This is a genomic window from Streptomyces sp. NPDC028368 (assembly GCF_055565615.1).
This window is the reverse complement of the sequence record NZ_JBVHTY010000005.1, coordinates 215259-233034: the sequence shown is the minus strand read 5'-3', so window position 1 is coordinate 233034 and position 17776 is coordinate 215259. Positions and strand designations below refer to the sequence as shown.

18 protein-coding genes and 1 tRNA gene are annotated in these 17776 nt (G+C 70.0%); 11 read left to right on the top strand and 8 right to left on the bottom strand.

Annotation, left to right across the window (positions count from 1 at the left end):
• Positions 1 to 2 precede the first annotated feature (2 nt).
• Positions 3 to 671 carry a DUF5819 family protein gene (locus tag ACZ4S3_RS13885; protein WP_467931935.1) on the bottom strand — a complete coding sequence of 223 codons (669 nt, stop codon included), beginning with the start codon at positions 669 to 671 and terminating at the stop codon, positions 3 to 5.
• Between the two features lie 188 nt (positions 672 to 859).
• On the opposite strand from ACZ4S3_RS13885, the gene paaA reads away from it, so the two are divergent.
• From paaA to ACZ4S3_RS13855, 6 genes are all read left to right on the top strand, one after another.
• Positions 860 to 1813: a 1,2-phenylacetyl-CoA epoxidase subunit PaaA gene (gene paaA / locus ACZ4S3_RS13880; RefSeq protein ID WP_467931934.1), complete on the top strand. Its 954-nt coding sequence runs from the start codon at positions 860 to 862 to the stop codon at positions 1811 to 1813.
• Positions 1810 to 2148: a 1,2-phenylacetyl-CoA epoxidase subunit PaaB gene (gene paaB, locus ACZ4S3_RS13875; RefSeq protein ID WP_467931933.1), complete on the top strand. Its 339-nt coding sequence runs from the start codon at positions 1810 to 1812 to the stop codon at positions 2146 to 2148. Before paaA ends, paaB begins: the two co-directional genes overlap by 4 nt.
• Complete coding sequence (gene paaC / locus ACZ4S3_RS13870) at positions 2145 to 2861, top strand: 1,2-phenylacetyl-CoA epoxidase subunit PaaC (RefSeq protein ID WP_467931932.1); 717 nt, start codon at positions 2145 to 2147, stop codon at positions 2859 to 2861. The genes paaB and paaC overlap by 4 nt, the downstream gene beginning before the upstream one ends.
• A complete protein-coding gene (paaD, locus tag ACZ4S3_RS13865) occupies positions 2855 to 3361 on the top strand; it encodes a 1,2-phenylacetyl-CoA epoxidase subunit PaaD (RefSeq protein WP_467931931.1) in 507 nt (168 codons plus the stop codon). The genes paaC and paaD overlap by 7 nt, the downstream gene beginning before the upstream one ends.
• Entirely contained in the window at positions 3361 to 4413 is a 1053-nt protein-coding gene (gene paaE, locus ACZ4S3_RS13860; RefSeq protein ID WP_467931930.1) for a 1,2-phenylacetyl-CoA epoxidase subunit PaaE, read from the top strand. The genes paaD and paaE overlap by 1 nt, the downstream gene beginning before the upstream one ends.
• Before the next feature lie 117 nt (positions 4414 to 4530).
• Positions 4531 to 5664 carry an acyl-CoA dehydrogenase family protein gene (locus tag ACZ4S3_RS13855; RefSeq protein WP_467931929.1) on the top strand — a complete coding sequence of 378 codons (1134 nt, stop codon included), beginning with the start codon at positions 4531 to 4533 and terminating at the stop codon, positions 5662 to 5664.
• A gap of 154 nt (positions 5665 to 5818) precedes the next feature.
• On the opposite strand, the gene ACZ4S3_RS13850 is transcribed toward ACZ4S3_RS13855, so the two are convergent.
• The 4 genes from ACZ4S3_RS13850 to ACZ4S3_RS13835 form a co-directional block, all read right to left on the bottom strand.
• A complete protein-coding gene (locus tag ACZ4S3_RS13850; protein WP_467931928.1) occupies positions 5819 to 6163 on the bottom strand; it encodes a rhodanese-like domain-containing protein in 345 nt (114 codons plus the stop codon).
• Positions 6164 to 6173: 10 nt separating this feature from the next.
• Entirely contained in the window at positions 6174 to 7133 is a 960-nt protein-coding gene (locus ACZ4S3_RS13845) for a J domain-containing protein (protein WP_467931927.1), read from the bottom strand.
• A gap of 478 nt (positions 7134 to 7611) precedes the next feature.
• A complete protein-coding gene (locus tag ACZ4S3_RS13840) occupies positions 7612 to 9024 on the bottom strand; it encodes a DUF2252 domain-containing protein (RefSeq protein ID WP_467931926.1) in 1413 nt (470 codons plus the stop codon).
• A 584-nt stretch (positions 9025 to 9608) separates the two neighbouring features.
• A complete protein-coding gene (locus ACZ4S3_RS13835) occupies positions 9609 to 10814 on the bottom strand; it encodes an ABC transporter permease (protein WP_467931925.1) in 1206 nt (401 codons plus the stop codon).
• 350 nt (positions 10815 to 11164) lie between these two features.
• On the opposite strand from ACZ4S3_RS13835, the gene ACZ4S3_RS13830 reads away from it, so the two are divergent.
• Positions 11165 to 11599 (top strand): MarR family winged helix-turn-helix transcriptional regulator, encoded by a 435-nt coding sequence (locus ACZ4S3_RS13830; protein WP_467931924.1) that lies wholly within the window; start codon positions 11165 to 11167, stop codon positions 11597 to 11599.
• 203 nt (positions 11600 to 11802) lie between these two features.
• On the opposite strand, the gene ACZ4S3_RS13825 is transcribed toward ACZ4S3_RS13830, so the two are convergent.
• Positions 11803 to 12165, bottom strand: a complete 363-nt coding sequence (locus ACZ4S3_RS13825) for a winged helix-turn-helix transcriptional regulator (RefSeq protein WP_467931923.1) — start codon at positions 12163 to 12165, stop codon at positions 11803 to 11805.
• Between the two features lie 127 nt (positions 12166 to 12292).
• Between ACZ4S3_RS13825 and ACZ4S3_RS13820 the strand changes: the two genes are divergently transcribed.
• Positions 12293 to 12943 carry an FMN-dependent NADH-azoreductase gene (locus ACZ4S3_RS13820; RefSeq protein WP_467931922.1) on the top strand — a complete coding sequence of 217 codons (651 nt, stop codon included), beginning with the start codon at positions 12293 to 12295 and terminating at the stop codon, positions 12941 to 12943.
• A gap of 129 nt (positions 12944 to 13072) precedes the next feature.
• On the opposite strand, the gene ACZ4S3_RS13815 is transcribed toward ACZ4S3_RS13820, so the two are convergent.
• The gene (locus ACZ4S3_RS13815) at positions 13073 to 14302 is read right to left on the bottom strand and encodes an MFS transporter (protein ID WP_467931921.1); all 1230 of its coding nucleotides are present in this window, start codon (positions 14300 to 14302) and stop codon (positions 13073 to 13075) included.
• Between the two features lie 143 nt (positions 14303 to 14445).
• Here ACZ4S3_RS13815 and ACZ4S3_RS13810 point away from each other — a divergent pair, with 143 nt between their 5' ends.
• Positions 14446 to 15471, top strand: a complete 1026-nt coding sequence (locus tag ACZ4S3_RS13810; protein ID WP_467931920.1) for a LysR family transcriptional regulator — start codon at positions 14446 to 14448, stop codon at positions 15469 to 15471.
• A 261-nt stretch (positions 15472 to 15732) separates the two neighbouring features.
• Here the strand turns inward: ACZ4S3_RS13810 and ACZ4S3_RS13805 are convergent.
• Positions 15733 to 15816: transfer RNA gene (locus ACZ4S3_RS13805), tRNA-Leu, on the bottom strand.
• Positions 15817 to 16341: 525 nt separating this feature from the next.
• Between ACZ4S3_RS13805 and ACZ4S3_RS13800 the strand changes: the two genes are divergently transcribed.
• A complete protein-coding gene (locus ACZ4S3_RS13800; RefSeq protein WP_467931919.1) occupies positions 16342 to 17175 on the top strand; it encodes an FhaA domain-containing protein in 834 nt (277 codons plus the stop codon).
• A 10-nt stretch (positions 17176 to 17185) separates the two neighbouring features.
• Complete coding sequence (locus ACZ4S3_RS13795) at positions 17186 to 17713, top strand: FHA domain-containing protein FhaB/FipA (protein ID WP_467931918.1); 528 nt, start codon at positions 17186 to 17188, stop codon at positions 17711 to 17713.
• The last annotated feature ends 63 nt before the right edge of the window (positions 17714 to 17776 follow it).

Here is a 17776-nt window from a genome sequence, read left to right as displayed (position 1 = left end):
AGTCACTGGTTCTTCGCCCCCTCGGGCAGGTCGTGTGCGGTGACCTGCCACCAGGGCAGTACGCGGTACATGGGCTTGTCGCTGATCTTCTCCGTGCTCCACGGCGGCGGGCTGACGGCCGTCGTCACCGAGCGCGCCTGCAGCTGCTCGACCCGGCCGTCCTTGGCCCACTCGGCGCCCATGCGGTACATCACGATGCGCCGGACGTAGCGCTCGGACAGCTCACCGCGCATCCCGATGGGGCTGTTCTGCGCGGAGTGCGAGTTGAGGAAGAACTCCCAGCCGCGGCGCAGCATGTTCTGCTGGGTGTGGCTGGGGAACGGGTTGTGGAGGATGTCGTGTGCATCCCGCGCGGTCAGGTCGGTCCAGCCGGTGGTCCGCGGCGTGCCGTCCCCACTGCGCAGCTGGGCACGGACCTGGACGTTGATGTTCTGCTGCAGCGGATTGGGCGCGAACAGCTTCCAGTTCTGCTCGTACTCGGGATAGACGTAGTCGCTGATCAGGTTGCCCTGCTGCTTGCTGAGCGTGTTCTGCGGTGCGACGTGCAGGAACATCATGGCCAGATGAATCGCGACGATCACGGCGCCGGCGCTGGCCGCCACACCTATGACGATCCGCGAGGGCAGCGAGAGCGCGGCGAGCGGCCGCGCTTTGTCCCCGTATGACTGCATTCCTGCCCCGTTCCCAGAATCCACTCGGCCGACACTCGACTGACTCTCGGTTCACTCCGCCACGGAACGGTACCTACGCGGCGGCACCCGGCACACCTTCCCCCGAGTTTTCTCAGGGTTGACACCCGCGGTCCGCCCGCCCACCATTGAACCGAACGATCGGTCGGTCGGGAGCGAGGGGGCACCACATGACGACGATCGCACCGGAAGAATCAGCGCTCGAAGCCGTCTTCGATGCCACCGTGGCCGCGGACGAACGCATCGAACCGCGGGACTGGATGCCGGATGCCTACCGCTCGTCCCTGGTACGCCAAATAGCGCAGCACGCCCACTCCGAGATCATCGGCATGCAGCCGGAAGCCAACTGGATCACCCGCGCGCCGTCCCTGCGCCGCAAGGCGATCCTCATGGCAAAGGTCCAGGACGAAGCCGGCCACGGCCTCTACCTCTACAGCGCCGCCGAAACCCTCGGCACCGGCCGCGACGAACTCCTCGACAAGCTGCACACCGGCCGCCAGAAGTACTCCTCGATCTTCAACTACCCGACCCTGACCTGGGCCGACGTCGGCGCCATCGGCTGGCTGGTGGACGGCGCGGCGATCACCAACCAGGTCCCGCTGTGCCGCTGCTCGTACGGCCCCTACGCCCGCGCCATGGTCCGCGTCTGCAAGGAGGAGTCCTTCCACCAACGCCAGGGGTACGAACTCCTGCTGGCCCTCAGCCGCGGCACCGACGCACAGCACGCCATGGCGCAGGACGCGGTGAACCGCTGGTGGTGGCCCTCGCTGATGATGTTCGGCCCGCCGGACGACGAATCGGCGCACTCCGCGCAGTCCATGGCCTGGAAGATCAAGCGGCATTCCAACGACGAGCTGCGCCAGCGCTTCGTCGACATCTGCATCCCGCAGGCCGAAGCCCTCGGGCTGACGCTCCCCGACCCGGATCTGACGTGGAACGACGAACGCGGCCACTGGGACTTCGGGCCCATCGACTGGGCCGAGTTCCGGGAAGTCCTCAAGGGCAACGGCCCCTGCAACGAACAGCGGATCAGCCGCAGGCGAAAGGCTCACGAGGACGGCGCCTGGGTGCGCGAGGCAGCCGCCGCACACGCGGCCAAGCATCACGGGAAGGCCGACCGATGACGACACCACGCCCCACCGAAACCCCCGCAGCCGCCGCGCCCGCAACCGCCCGGCCCACCGAATGGCCCCTGTGGGAGGTCTTCGTCCGCAGCCGCCGCGGCCTCTCCCACACCCACGCCGGCAGCCTGCACGCCCCCGACGCCACCATGGCGCTGCGCAACGCCCGCGATCTCTACACCCGCCGCTCGGAGGGCATCTCCATCTGGGTGGTCCCCTCCGCCCAGGTCACCGCCTCCTCCCCGGACGAGAAGGACGCCTTCTTCGAACCGGCCGGCGACAAGCCCTACCGCCACCCGACCTTCTACGAGATCCCGGACGGGGTGCATCACCTTTGACGAACCTCACCCTCACCCCGGCCCTGGCCCTCGGTGACGACGCCCTGATCCTCTCCCACCGCCTGGGCGAGTGGGCCGGCAACGCCCCCGTCCTCGAAGAGGAGGTCGCACTCGCCAACATCGCGCTGGACCTGCTCGGCCAGGCCCGCATACTGCTCTCCCTGGCAGGCGACGAGGACGAGCTGGCGTATCTGCGCGAGGAACGCCAGTTCCGCAACCTCCAGCTCGTCGAGCAGCCCAACGGCGACTTCGCCCACACCATCGCCCGCCAGCTCTACTTCTCCACCTACCAGCAGCTGCTGTTCGACCACCTCGCCACCGGCGGAAGCGAGCTTGCACCACTGGCGGCGAAGGCCGTCAAGGAGATCGCCTACCACCGCGACCACGCCGAACAGTGGACGCTGCGGCTGGGCGACGGCACCGACGAGAGCCACACCCGTATGCAGCGCGGACTCGACGCCCTGTGGCGCTTCACCGGCGAGCTCTTCGAACCGGTCGAAGGACTGGATGCGCCCTGGCCGGCGCTGCACGACGCCTGGACGACACGCATCACCACCCTCCTGGAACGGGCCACCCTCACCGTCCCCCAAGGACCACAGCGCGGCGCCTGGACCGCGGGCGCCGGCCGTCAGGGCCTGCACACCGAACCGTTCGGGCGGATGCTCGCCGAGATGCAGCACCTGCACCGCAGCCACCCGGGGGCGACATGGTGACCACCACCGGCCGCACCGCCCTCGAAGAGAAACTGCTGGCACTGGCCGGCTCCGTTCCCGACCCCGAGCTGCCCGTCCTCACCCTCGCCGAGCTCGGCGTGCTGCGCGGCGTACGACTGACATCCCCGGACCACGTCGAGGTGCAGCTCACGCCCACCTACACCGGCTGCCCCGCCATCGAGGCGATGTCGGCCGACATAGAGCGGGTGCTCCACGAAAACGGCATACCCGAGGTCGAGGTCCGTACGGTCCTCAGCCCGGCCTGGACCACCGACGCCATCACCCCCGAAGGCCGCCGCAAGCTCGCCGAATTCGGCATCGCGCCACCGCGCCCCACCGGACCGGCCGACGGCCCCGTCAGCATCGACCTGACGATCCGCTGCCCGCAGTGCGGATCCACCGACACCACCCTGCTCAGCCGCTTCTCCTCCACGGCATGCAAGGCCCTGCGCCGCTGCGAGTCCTGCCGCGAACCCTTCGACCACTTCAAGGAGTTGTGATGTTCCACCCGCTCCGGGTCCGGGAGGTCGAGCGGCTCACGGACGACGCGGTGGCCGTCACCTTCACGGTGCCGCCCGAGCTGCGCGAGACATTCCGGCACACCCCCGGACAGCACATCGCGCTGCGCAGATCGGTCGACGGCCAGGAGATTCGCCGCACGTACTCCATCTGCACCCCGGCCACCGACGATCCCGTACTGCGCGTGGGCATCCGCCTGGTCGAGGACGGCGCGTTCTCCACCTACGCCCTCAAAGAGCTGACGGCCGGCGACACCGTGGAGGTCATGGCCCCGGCCGGCCGGTTCACCCTCGCACCACGCCCCGGCCACTTCGTGGGCATCGTCGGCGGCAGCGGCATCACCCCCGTGCTCTCCATCGTCTCCACCCTGCTCGCCCGGCAGCCCGACGCCCGCTTCTGCCTGATCCGCAGCGACCGCACGGCGGCCTCGACGATGTTCCTGGAGGAGGTGGCCGACCTCAAGAACCGCTATCCGCAGCGCTTCCAGCTGATCCAGACCCTCTCCCGCGAAGAGCAGCAGGCCGGTCTGCCGTCCGGACGGCTGGACGAAGAACGGCTGCGTTCGCTGCTGCCCGCGCTCCTGACCATCGACTCGGTCGACGGCTGGTTCCTGTGCGGCCCGCTCGGCCTCGTCCAGAGCGCGGAACAGGCGCTGCGCTCCCTGGAAGTGCCCCGCAGCCGCATCCACCAAGAGATCTTCCACATCGACAACGGCACCACGGCCGCACCACCGGTCCCCACCGCCTCCGCGCCCGCACACAGCACGGTGACCGCCACCCTCGACGGACGGTCCGGCAAATGGCCGGTGCACGACGGCGAATCGCTGCTGGAGGCGGTGCTGCGCAATCGCGCGGACGCGCCGTACGCCTGCAAGGGCGGGGTGTGCGGCACCTGCCGGGCGTTCCTGGTGTCCGGCGAGATACGCATGGACCGCAACTTCGCGCTGGAGGCGGAGGAGGTCGACGCCGGGTATGTGCTGGCCTGCCAGTCGCATCCGGTCACGGAAAAGGTCGAGCTGGACTTCGACCGCTGACACCCACTCCCCCACCGGCGCGCGGGGACATTTCCCGCCCCTGCCATTCCCAATTCCTGCAACCTGTTCTACCTTGACGCTCCGTCAGAACAGTGCGCCGCGTGGGAGGACAGACCAGTGGACTTCACCTTCACCGAGGAGCAGCAAGCCGCCGTCGAAGCGGCCAAGGCCGTCTTCTCGGGGGTCGCTCCCGACAGCGTGCCCAGCCCCGCGCTCACCCCCGGAGCCGTCGCCGACGACTTCGACCGCGCGCTGTGGCAAAAGCTCGCCGACGCCGATCTGCTGAGCCTGCTGATCGCCCCCGAACACGGCGGCGCAGGCCTCGACCCGATCGCGCTCTGCCTCGTACTGCGCGAAGCGGCCAAGGTGCTGGCCCGCGTACCGCTGCTGGAGTCCACCGCCGCCGCACACACCCTCCAGGCGTACGCGACCGGCGAGCTACGCACCGACGTACTGCCCCGGATCGCCACCGGCGACCTCGTCGTGACGGCGGCCTCTGCCGGCCGCACCGGCCACGACCCCGCCGAACTCGCCGTAACCGCCCGCCAGGACGGCACGGACTGGATACTCGACGGCGCCCACACCACCGTCCCCTGGGCCCAGGCCGCCGACCGGATCCTGCTTCCCGCCCACACCCGCGACGGCCACGCCGTCCTCGCCCTCGTCCCCCGCACCCACCCCGGCGTCGCGCTCCAGGACCAGATCTCCACCAGCGGCGAGCGCTACGCCGAGGTCCGGCTGGATTCCGTACGCCTCGGCACCCGGGAAACGATCACCGACCCCGCCGCCTGGGAGACACTGCGCAACGTCCTGACCACCGGCACCTGCGCGCTCGCCCTGGGCCTCGGCGAACGCGTCCTGGCCATGACCAGCGACTACACCGCCAAGCGCGAACAGTTCGGCTTCCCCGTGGCCACCTTCCAGGCCGTCGCCGTCCAGACCGCCGACCGCTTCATCGACCTGCGTGCCATGGAAGCCACCCTCTGGCAGGCCGCCTGGCGCATCACCACCGGCGCGGCCGGAGCGCTACCGCCCGCGGGGGATGTCGCGGTCGCGAAGATCTGGGCAGCCGACGGCGTCCGGCGGGTCGTCCAGACCGCCCAGCACCTGCACGGCGGCTTCGGCGCCGACACCGACTATCCCCTGCACCGCTATCACGCCTGGGCCAAACAGCTCGAACTCTCCCTGGGCCCGGCCGCCGCCCACGAGGAAACGCTTGGCGATCTTCTCGCCGCGCATCCGCTGAGCTGAGCGGAGGAGGGGAGGGGAGGACGAGTGCGCTTCGAGGAGCGGGGGAAGCCGGGCGCGGTCGCGGAGCCGGTCACGAGGGAGCGGGGCGCGGACGACCCGCTCAGACGGCCCCCTCGCCGATGGCCGGCTCAGCCGTCCGGATCACACGCCCGGGTCACACGACCGTCCCGGCGCCGCCCTTTCCATCCGACACGGGGCGTCCGGTGGCCTCCCAGGCCTGCATACCGCCCGCGACGTTCACCGCGTCGATACCCTGCTGGATCAGATACTGCGCCACCTGGGCCGACCGCCCGCCGACCCGGCACAGGACATACACCTTGCCGCCCTCGGGCGCCGCTTCGGTCAACTCCCCGTAACGAGCCACGAATTCACTCATCGGAAGGTGCAGCGCGCCCTGCGCGTGACCGGCCTCCCACTCGTCGTCCTCGCGCACGTCCAGGAGGAAGTCCTCGGACGTGAGAGCGTCGACACCGACCGTGGGCACAGAACCAAATTGCATACTCCCGACGCTACCCGACCAGCTGCACGAGATACGCCTCGCGTTCTGCCACATCGGCGAGCAGCTTCTCGGCGATCTCGTCCAGCAGTGCATCCGGGTCCTGTGGCGCCATCTTGATCATCTCCCCGATCGCGCTCCCCTCCAGCTCCGCCGCAACGGCTGCCAGCATCTCCTTGCGCTGAGCCAGCCAATCCAGCCGGGCGTAGAGCTCCTCGCTCTCGCTCAGCCGCTCCTCGGCCGGTACGGGGCCGGCCGCCCACTCCTGCGCCAGCTCGCGCAGCACCGCTTCGTCACCCCGGCCGTACGCCGCATTGACCCGCGCGATGAACGCGTCCCGCCGGGTCCGCTCCGCATCGTCCCGCGCCAGATCCGGGTGGGCCTTGCGCACCAGGTCGCGGTAGACCTTGCGGGCCTCCTCGCTGGGCCGCACCTTCTGCGGCGGCTGCACCGGCTGCTCGGTGAGCATCGCCTGTGCCTCGGAGTACAGCCCGTCCGATCCCATCCAGCCGTGGAACAGCTCTTCCACGTTGGGCATCGGCAGCACCGAGGCCCGTGCTTCCTTGGCCTTACGGATGTCCTCGGGGTCACCCGTGCGCGCCGCCACCGCCTCGGCGATCTGCGCATCCAACTCGTCCAGCCGCGCGTACATGGGGCCGAGCCGCTGGTGATGGAGCCGGGAGAAGTTCTCCACCTCCACCCGGAAGGTCTCCACCGCGATCTCGAACTCGATCAACGCCTGCTCGGCTGCCAGCACCGCCTTCGCCAGACGCCGGGTCGCCTCGTCCTGAGCCGCCTGGTCGCCCCGACCGTCGCCAGGGTCGTCCGATGCCTGCGGGTCGGCCGGGGCTTCGGATGCCTGCGGGTCAGCCGGGCCGTCGGATGCGCCCGGTGCGCCCTGTGCACCTGGCGCGTCCACTGCGTCCGGTCGGTCCTGGCCGTCCTGCGCGTTCTCCGCGTGCGAGTTCGTCACCCGGTCAGCGTACGGCCCATGCGGGTGGGGAGGGGGCGGCTGCCTTCGTGGCGCACCGCCCGGCTTCCCCCTCCCCCTCCCCCCCACGCCCCCAGCCCACCCCCGCGGCCCATCCCCTGTCCCGCGCATCCCGCGCGCCCGGCCGCCCAGCCGCAGGGTGCGCACCCCCCACCCCCGCGCGCCGCCGTCCCCCGTCCCACCTCCCACTCACCGCAGCACCAACGCGTGCCGCGCTGTCCCATGGCCGTCGCTTCCATGACCGCTCAGGACCACGCCGGACCAGCGGGCCCACGCCAGGCCTACGCGTCGGCCTGCGTCAGCTCCACCTCGGTCCCGCGTCCGCCCGAAGTCGGCCCGCTCGCTCCGCACGTCTGGTCGCGTCCGACCCCGACGCCCGCAGCCCCCCGGTCCCAGCGGCCCCGCCGAAGGCCCGGCGCCAAGCCCGCAGCAGACCGCCCGCCAAAGAAATCCGGCCTGGTCACACACCCATTTCCGCGGCTATTCGACCACTCTTGACCGCCGCCACCAGGTCCGCGTGATCGGCCTCCGTGCGGTCCGCATACGCCACCGCGAACGCCGCCATCGCCTCGTCCAGCTCCTCCGCCTTGCCGCAGTACCCCGCCACCAGCCGCGGGTCGGCGCTGTGCGCATGCGCCCTCGCCAGCAGCGCGCCGGTCATCCGTGCGTAGTCGTCCAACTGCTCTCCGGTCAGCTGCGCCGGATCCACGCTTCCCTTGCGGTTCCGGAACTGCCGGACCTGGAACGGCAGCCCCTCCCGCCCGCACCCCGCCACGTCCTGCACCGTTGTCCAGCCCAGCAGCATGTCGCTCACGACCTGCATCCGCCGCTGCCCGCTCACCACCCGACGCCCCTCGTGCGCCACTGCCGGCACCTCAAAACCGGCCTTCTCCACGAACGGCGCCAGCACCGAACCGCGCGCCTCCTTCACCTGGAGCACCAGCGGCTCACCCCGGTGATCGAGCAGCAGCACCACGTACGAGCGCAGCCCCACGCTGCCCGTCCCGACCACCCGGAAGGCCACGTCCTGTACGGCATACCTGGCCAGCAGGGGCAGTCGGTCCTCGGGGAGCGTCTCCAGATAGCCGCTGAGTGACGAGGCCACCGCTGCCGCTTCCGCGTCCGACACCCGCCGCAGCACCGGCGGCGCGTCCACGAACCGCCGGCCACCGTCCGGCCCCCGCTCCGTGGCCTTCGCCGCGAACCGCGCACTGGTGTTCTTACGCGCCTTGGCGGAAACCCGCTCCAGCGTCCCCAGCAGGTCCCGGGCGTCGGTGTGCGAGACCAGCTCCTCGTCCGCGATCGCGTTCCACGCCTCGGTCACCGGCAGCTTTGCCAGCAACCGCATCGTGCGCCGATAAGCTCCCGCCGCATCCTGCGCCGCCTTCCGGCAGTCGTCCTCGCCGACGCCCGCCTCCCGGCCCGCAAGAACCAGCGACGCGACAAGCCGCTTCACATCCCACTCCCACGGCCCGTGCAAGGTCTCGTCGAAGTCATTGAGATCTATGACGAGGCCGCCGCGGGCGTCCGCATAGAGACCGAAGTTGGCGGCGTGTGCATCCCCGCAGAGCTGCGCGCCGATGCCGGTAACGGGAGTGGCCGTGAGGTCGTACGCCATAAGGCCCGCGGAGCCGCGCAGAAAGGCGAACGGGCCGGCTGCCATCCGCCCGACCCGTATCGGCGTCAGCTCCGGCAGCCTCCCGGCATTGGACTCCTCGACCGCCGCCACCGCATCCGGCCGCCCGGCCACGACCGACAGGGCGGCCTGCTCGGAACGGCGCAGCCGCTCACGCAGCACCCGGCCGGCGGCCTTGGGTGAAGCCCCCTGTGCCTCCGCCTTCGCGAACCCCGGTACGTACGGCACACGCGACATCGCGCGTCACCTCCCCCTTCACGGCCTGCTTCCGTCTGGCCTGATCGCCAGTTCTTTCTCGTTCGCCCATGACCGTACCGACACCGACCGCGGTCCGGCAGGGCCTGTGGATAACTCTCCGCAGGGGGCGGGCGGATGAGGAAGAGAGGGGATGGAAAGGGGGGATGGCAAGGGATCGCGGGGGCGCGCAGCGCGAGGCGAAAACGGGTCGGATCCGCTGAAGTGCAAGGCCAGAAGTGCAAGGTCAGACGTACAAGGTCAGACGTACAAGGTCAGACGTACGAGGTCAGACGTACGAGGTCAGATGTACGCGGTCAGAGTACGAACCCGGAAGGCCGGCGGCGACGCCCAGCAGCCGAGGGCCGTTCCACCACCAAGTGCTAGCCGCCGCCGGACAGTTGTCAGGAACCGGGAACAACGTCGTAGGCACGTCGCAGGGCGTTGAGACAAACCGTTGAGGAGAGGCGTTGGCGAACACCGACTCACTGACGCCGCGCCAGTTCCGCCGAGCGTCCCGACTGGACTAGCCACCCCAACACCCCGGGCCCCGCCAACACCGCCAACACCGCCACCCACGCTCCCACCTACACCCCCACAGCCTCCTCCATCTCCTCCTCAACCGCCCGCTCAGGCACCGTCGCCGCCACCGCGGCCGCCGCCACCGCCGCGGCATTGGCGGCCGCAGTCGCCTCGGCCCTGCGGCGCTGCCTCTCGGCCAGGCCCGCCACGCCGACCATCAGCAGGCCGACGACCAGCCATACAGCCAGCGTCCAGACGTGCCCGCCCAGGCCGTAGCCGTCGAAGTAGACCTGACTGCGGGTGCCCTCGACGAAGCCCGCACCGTTCCAGAACGAGTGCAGCGCAGCGAAGAAGCCGTTCTGCATCTCGGGGCGGAAGATTCCGCCGGAGGACGTGAAGTTGAGCATGACGAACAGCGCCATCACACCGAGCGTGGTCCAGCGCTTGAGGAAGGTGTGCAGTCCGGTACCGATCAGCAGGATGCCCGCGGAGTACAGCCAGCCCATGCCCCACACGCCCCACAGGCCGTGGTCGACGAGGTGGAAGACCGGACCGGCGAACGCCGTTCCGATGAGACCGACCACGAAGGATGTGCCGATCGCCAGCCCCGCACGCCGCCGCAACGGCAGCACGGCTCCGGCTCCGCCGATCACCGCGACCGAGGCGTACGAGCCGATGCTGATCGCGACCAGGAGGAAGAAGATGCCTTGGCCCGTCGGGTCGTCCTTGGCGGTCGGCACCACGTCCGTGACCTTGAGCGGGGCGCCCTGCTGCGCCGCGATCGGGGTGAAGATCTTCTGCACCACGGACGCGCTGGTGTCCGAGCCCGCGGTCGCCACGATCAGCTCAGGACCCGACGGCCGGCCTTCACCGCCCACCCCGCCGGCGCCCCAGTTCGGCTTCATCACGTACGCACCGAAGATGTCCTGGTGCTTGAGCTGGTCGACCGCAGCGGACCGGTCGCCGACCGTCCGTACCTCCAGGTCACCGTCCGCCTTGTCATTGATCGACTGGGCGAGCAGCTGCGCGCTCCGTCCCGACCCGACGATCGCCACGGGCAGGTGGTGCGGCGCGGGATTCGCGAAGGCGCCGAGGTAGGCCAGTCCCATGCCGACGCACATCAGCAGCGGGGTGATCAGGTGCGTCAGGACATGACGCAAACCGGCGGAGTGGGCGGAGCGATGCGTGCCCGGCCGCTCCGTACGGAGATCAACTCGGTCGGCACTACGAGGATCGCTTCGGTGGTGGTCGGGACGGGAGACCGAACTCATGGGGCGGGCCTTCTCAGCTAGTAGAACAACAGTCGAATCGGTCGCATCCGCTGTCGCGGGCGACCGCCTCGGCAGCCCTGACGGCGGGGACAGCGGCATCACTCCTCATCACGCGCGCCACGCCACGTACGCCACGCACGCCATATACGTGGCGTACATGGCGTATATGGCGTATATGGCGTACGTCTCATGTGCCTCATGCACCTCGTCCATCTCATGTACCTGAGCGCGACGCGACGGTGGCGCGATATGCCACCGAGAGCCGACCGGCTAACCCAACCCGAAGAGTTGGCAATTACAACCATCAGCTCACGTTGTACTATACAACTACTTCAACGAAAGGCAACCCCGTGCCCCACCGCGACACCTCCGTCGAGACCATCCAGCAGGAGATGACCGCGTTCGCCAGGCGGGCCCGCGCGACCGCCGCGCGGATGCACCCCGAGCTGTCACTGGTCTCCTACACTCTGCTCGCGCACCTCGATGACCAGCACGGATGTCGCGCCACCGACCTCGCGGCGCACTACCTCCTGGATAAGTCCACGGTCAGCCGGCAGATCGCCGCGCTGGAGAAGCTCGGCTTCGTCGAGCGCCGCGTCGACCCCGACGACCACCGCGTCCAGGTGCTGCATCCCACACAAAAGGGCGCCGAGGTGCTCGCCAACGTCACCGCGAGCCGCCGTCAGGCATTCCATGAGCGGCTGGCCGACTGGGACGAGGACGACCTCGACCGCTTCGCGACGTACCTACGGCGCTACAACGCCGCACAGGAACGCCTCGGCTGACACGGATCGGCTGACACGGATCGGCTGACGCGGAAGAGAACCAGCAAGGAGGCCAGGAGCCGACAGCTCAGCAGACGAACAGGCCGCCTCCCGCACTCCCGAAGCCCTCTCCGGAAGCCCTCCCCGGAAGCCTGCTGAAGCCCCCGAAGCCCCCTCCCGAGCCCCGCCAAAGCCCCTCGAAGCCCCAACCCCTACTGCAACCCCTACTGCCGAAACCGCTCCGGGCACTGCCCGCCATCGGTGAGATACGTCTCGGCCCACCGCGACAGTTCCTTGAGCGCGGGCTCCATCGCCAGCCCGGCCTCCGTCAGCCGGTATGCGACGCGCAGCGGCGGCCCCGCGTCCACCTCGCGTACGACCAGGCCGGTGGCCGCCAGCTCCATGAGGCGGTCGGACAGCATGCGCTCACTGATGCCCGGGATCGCCCGCCGCAGGTCGGCGAAGTGCACCGGCCCCGGCATCAAGGTGGCGACGATCAGGCCCGTCCAGCGTTTCCCGAACAGCTCGAAGACGCGCGTCATGCCGACGTCGACCTGCCTGCACGTCGCCTCGCTGTGGTTCGCCATGCGCCCAGGGTACCGCTTTCATGTTGGCTACTGCAGAAAAGTAAGCTCCTGTGCTATTAATAGGGACGTACGGAATTCAACAAGTGTGCCGAACATCGTCCGGCCGCGACCCGAAGGACCGATCATCATGGCCACCCTTCTGCACATCGATTCCTCCGTCTTTCCCGAGGGCGGCTCCGCCTCCCGCTCGGTGACCGCGGCCTTCCGCAAGACCTGGGAGGAGCAGCACCCCGACGGCACCGTCATCTACCGCGACCTGAGCGCCGCCCCGCTGCCGCACCTCGACGGCGTCGCCGCCTCCGCGGGCTTCTCCGACCCCGCCACCCACTCCCCCGAGCAGCAGGCCGCCTTCGCGGTGCGCGTCGAGCTCGCCGAGGAGCTGGAGCGGGCCGACGCCGTCCTGATAGGCGCCCCGATGTACAACTTCACGATCCCCTCCACGCTGAAGGCGTGGCTGGACCAGGTGATCATCATGGGCCGTACGTCGGGCGCCGAGCCGAGCGCCAAGGGCACCCCGGTCACCGTCGTCGCCAGCCGCGGCGGCTCGTACGCACCGGGCACCCCCCGCGAGGACTTCGAGTACGTGCAGAACTACCTCGAGGCCGTACTGGGCGCCGGCCTCGGCCTCGACGTCGACTTCATCGTCCCGGAGCTGACCATGGCGCCCGTGAACGCGGCGATGGCCGACCTGATCCCGAAGTTCGAGGCCTCCCGCGACAAGGCCCACGAGGACGCGGCGGCCAAGGCCAAGGCCCTCGTCGAGCGCTTCGCCGCCTGACGCCGTAACCAGCAACCAGCGGCAACCGGCAGCAGCTGGCGGCACCCGGCCCAACGGGCTCACGCCCCGAGCGGCTGGTGGGGGTGAAGGGCAATGCCCCTCACCCCCGCCAGCGCTCCCCGGTGGCCTCTACTCCCGCCCCGGCTCCGGCCCCCTCCCGATCCCCACCGTCACCAGCGCCCCCACCGCGAGCGCACCGCCCAGCCACATCACACCGACGGCACCCCAATCGTCCGCGGTCCGCCCGCCGGCCAGTGCCCCCAGTGCGATCGCCCCGTTGAACACCGCGACGAACAGCGCGGAGGCCGCCTCCCGCGCGCCCGGCGCCGCCGCCATCAGCCAGGTCTGCGTGCTGACCGAAACGCCCCCGTAGGCCAGCCCCCATACGGCCAGTACGAGCGCCGCCCCGGGCACCCCCGCGCCGCGCCCCAGTACCGGCAGCAGCAACACAGCCCCCGCCAGCACCGCACAGATCACCAGCAACGTGGCCCGCGGCGAACGCGCCGCCCCGGCACCGGCGGCGAAGTTCCCGATGAGCCCGGCGACACCGAAGGCCAGCAGCAGCGTGCTGATCTGCCCGGCACCTGCCCCGGCCACCTCCTCCAGCACCGGCCGCACATAGGTGTACGCGCCGAAATGACCCGTCACCAGCAACGCCACCAGCAGCAGCCCGGTCCGTACGGAGGCCCGGCGGAACAGCCTGAGCACCCCGCCCAGCCGCACCGCCCCGGTGGCCGGCAGCGGCGGCAGCAGTACGGCCATCGCCACGGCCACCGCTGCGCAGACTGCGGCCATCGCCGTGAACGACGCGCGCCAGCCGCCCAGTTCGCCCACGAACGTGCCCGCCGGCACCCCGAGTACAGATGCCGCCGCGACCCCGCTGAAGACGAGGGACGTGGCCGCCGCCACCCGTCGCCCCGGCACCAGCCGCACCGCAAGCCCCGCCGCTATCGTCCAGACCCCGCCCATCCCCAGGCCCACCAGCACCCGTGCCAGCAGCAGCACCGCGACATTCGGCGCATACGACGCGAGCAGATTCGCCGCCGCCAGCGTCGCCATCAAGGCGGTCAGCACCACCCGCCGGTCCAGCCGCCCCACCAGCCAGGTCAGCAACGGCGCCGCCACCGCCGCGACCAGGCCGGTGACGGTCACCGTCAGGCCCGCCGTCCCGTCAGAGATCCCCAGATCCCGGCCGATCGGCGTCAGCAGCCCCACCGGCAGCATCTCCGACGTCACCACCGTGAACGTCCCGGCCGCCAACGCCCCCACAGCAGGCCACCCGCCGCCCCGGGCGGGCTCCAACCCGCCTGGCCGTGCGGCGAGTTCATCCAGCCGGCCCGATTCCTCAGTTTTCGCCATGCCCCCAGCCAACTCCCGTGCGCATCGGGGAACAACGGCGAAGTCCTCAGCCTTCAATAAGCAGGACTCATCGATCTCCGACCAGCTGCACTCATCGACCGGACCGCGGTCCGGTCCGCCACCGAAGGGACCCCTTGAGCCGCATGAGCCCCAGGAGTGGCGTGAGCACGGCTGCCGTTTCCAGCCTCGACCTGCGCGAGCTGGAGTGCTTCCTGGTCCTCTCCGAGGAGCTGCACTTCGGCCGCGCCGGCGAGCGCCTGTACGTCTCACAGAGCCGCGTCAGCCAGCTGCTGCGCGCCCTGGAGTCCCGGATAGGCGCCCGCCTGGTGGAGCGCACCAGCCGCCGGGTGTGCCTCACCCCGCTCGGCGAGGAGTTCCGTACGTCCTTGCGCCCCGCCTACGAGGCGCTGCGCGCCACCGTCGAGTCCGCCCATGCGGCCGCCCGCGGCATCGAGGGCCGGCTGACCATCGGCTTCCAGGGCACCGCCGACGACCGGATCATGAGGGCCATCGACGCCTTCCACGCCCGCCACCCGGGCTGCGACACCGAGATCGTCGAAATCCCCCTCTGCGACCCCTTCGGCGCGCTCCGCAACGGCGCCGTCGACGTCGCGGTCACCCTGCTCCCCGTCGCCGAGCCCGATCTCACCCTCGGCCCGGTCTTCTCCGCCCAGCAGCAGACCCTGGCCCTGTCCGTACGGCATCCCCTGGCATCCCGGGCCACCCTCACCGCCGAGGACCTCGCCGACGTCCCGCTGATCTCCCCGGACGCTCCCGCTCCCGCCTATTGGCGCGAGGCCCACGCCCCCGCCTGCACGCCCGCAGGACGCCCCATACCCGCCGGCCCCAGCGTCAGCACGCTGCAAGAAGGCCTCACCCTCGCCGCGGCCGGCCGCGGCGGGATGCTGCTGTGCCGCCCCACCGCCGATTACCACGGCCGCCGCGACATCACCTTCCTCCCCGTGACCGGCCTCCCGGACTCCGTCCTGGGCCTCGTCCATCACCCCGCCCGCGAAACCGCCCGCATCCGCGCCTTCCGTACGGCCGTGACGCAGGCCAAGCAGGCCACGGACCCCGTGAATGTCATGGACACCGGTGATGCCATGGATGCCATGGATGCCGTGAATGGCACGGCTCCCGTCAAACGACGAATGCAATGGACGCAGTGAACCCGGTGAACGCAGCGAACGCGATGAATGGAACGGATGTCATGAATGTCACGAATGCAGTGAGCGCGAAGGACCCGGGACATGCGAGAGATCCGAGGAGTACGAGGGATGAGAGGGATGTGCGAGATATAGCGAATGCCTGAAGGTGATGCGCCCGGACCGAGTCGCCATCCCTGTGTCCCTGTGCGCAGCGCAACAAGGTGACAAACGCAACAAGAAACCCCCGGTCCGGATTTCTCCGGAGACCGGGGGTCTCATCTGTGCGCGAGGGGGGAGTTGAACCCCCACGCCCTTTCGGGCACTGGAACCTGAATCCAGCGCGTCTGCCTATTCCGCCACCCGCGCATGGGTGCTGCCGATTGATTCTCTCACGCGATCCGGGCTGTTCTGTCCGGGTCTTGTGCGAGCGCCTGCCGACATCCAGAAGATTAGCACGGTGTTGAGGGTGCCTTCACACGCCTTTCCCCCGGTCCCCGGCCCGGCGGGCGGCCCGCCGCGCTCACCGGGGCATTCGCCGAGGGCGGCCCTGAGGGTTCACACTCGCGGTGTCCGCCACCGGGGGCCGCGCCCCCTGGTCGGGCGCACCCCCGGGCCGGCCGCGGCGCGTGGCCGGAAGGGCTCATACCCCCGCCCGGTCGGACAGCGCGGCGGTTGCGGGACACTGTGTTGGGGGCACATCTACGATCGCAGTGCTTGAACAGTGGGCAAGGAGACAGGCAAGGTCCGGGCAACCCTGTGAGGGGCGACACTCGTCCTCCAAGCGGGAAAGGGGAACCAGCCGATTTCCCGGTGCGTGGATACGATCAGTAAGCAGTATCAGGACGACCCGATCAGGACGACCCCGACGAAGACTGAGGAAGGAGGTGCCCCGTGGGAGTACTGAAGCGTTTCGAGCAGCGTCTCGAAGGTCTCGTCAACGGCACCTTCGCCAAGGTGTTCAAGTCCGAGGTGCAGCCCGTTGAGATCGCCGGCGCGCTGCAGCGCGAGTGCGACAACAACGCCACCATCTGGAACCGCGACCGCACGGTCGTCCCCAATGACTTCATCGTCGAGCTGAGCACGCCCGACTTCGAGCGGCTGAGCCCGTACAGCGGCCAGCTCGGCGACGAGCTCTCGGGCATGGTCCGCGACTACGCCAAGCAGCAGCGGTACACCTTCATGGGCCCGGTCAAGGTCCATCTGGAGAAGGCCGACGATCTCGACACCGGCCTGTACCGCGTCCGCAGTCGTACGCTCGCCTCCAGCACGTCCCAGGAGCCGGGCGGCCAGGCGGCCGCCCACCGTGCCCCCGCGACGCCCCGTGGCGGCCAGCCCGGCGGCGGTCACGTGGGTGCGCCCCCCATGCCCTCGTCCCCGCCTCCCGGCGGCGCGCAGCCCGTACCTCGTACGGCACCGCCCGGTGCAGGGCCGCAGCCTCATGCGCAGACCCGGCGCTGGATCGAGATCAACGGCACCCGCCACCAGATCTCGCGCCCGACACTTGTGCTGGGCCGCAGCACCGACGCTGACGTACGGATCGACGACCCGGGTGTCTCCCGGCGTCACTGTGAGATCCGGGTCGGAACGCCCCCCACGATCCAGGATCTGGGTTCCACGAACGGCATCGTGGTAGACGGGCAGCACACCACTCGCGCTAATCTCCGCGACGGCTCGCGGATTGTCGTGGGCAGTACCACCATCGTTTACCGGCAAGCCGAAGGGTGAAGCGGGGGCAATGTCAGAGCTGACCCTCACGGTCATGCGGTTGGGTTTCCTCGCCGTACTGTGGCTGTTCGTCATCGTGGCCGTTCAGGTCATCCGCAGTGATTTGTTCGGCACGCGCGTCACACAGCGCGGTGCCGCCCGGCGCGGCGGGCAGGAAGCGCGTGCGCAGCGGCAGGCTGCGGCACCGCCGCAGCAGCAGCGCCGCCAGGACGGCGGGCGCGGCAACAACCGCCAGCGCCGCGGAGCGCCCACCAAGCTGGTGGTCTCCGAGGGTTCGCTGACCGGCACCACCGTCGCCCTCCAGGGCCAGACGATTTCTCTGGGCCGTGCGCACGACTCCACGATCGTGCTGGACGACGACTACGCGTCCAGCAGGCATGCCAGGATCTACCCGGACCGTGACGGCCAGTGGATCGTCGAGGACCTCGGTTCCACCAACGGCACGTACCTGGACCGGACCCGACTGACGACCCCGACACCGATTCCGCTGGGAGCCCCGATCCGCATCGGCAAGACCGTCATCGAGCTGCGGAAGTAGTACGACAATGAGCGAGCGGAGCGAGCGAGCCGCGGCGGTCCGCCCGACGGACCCGGGCGTGCT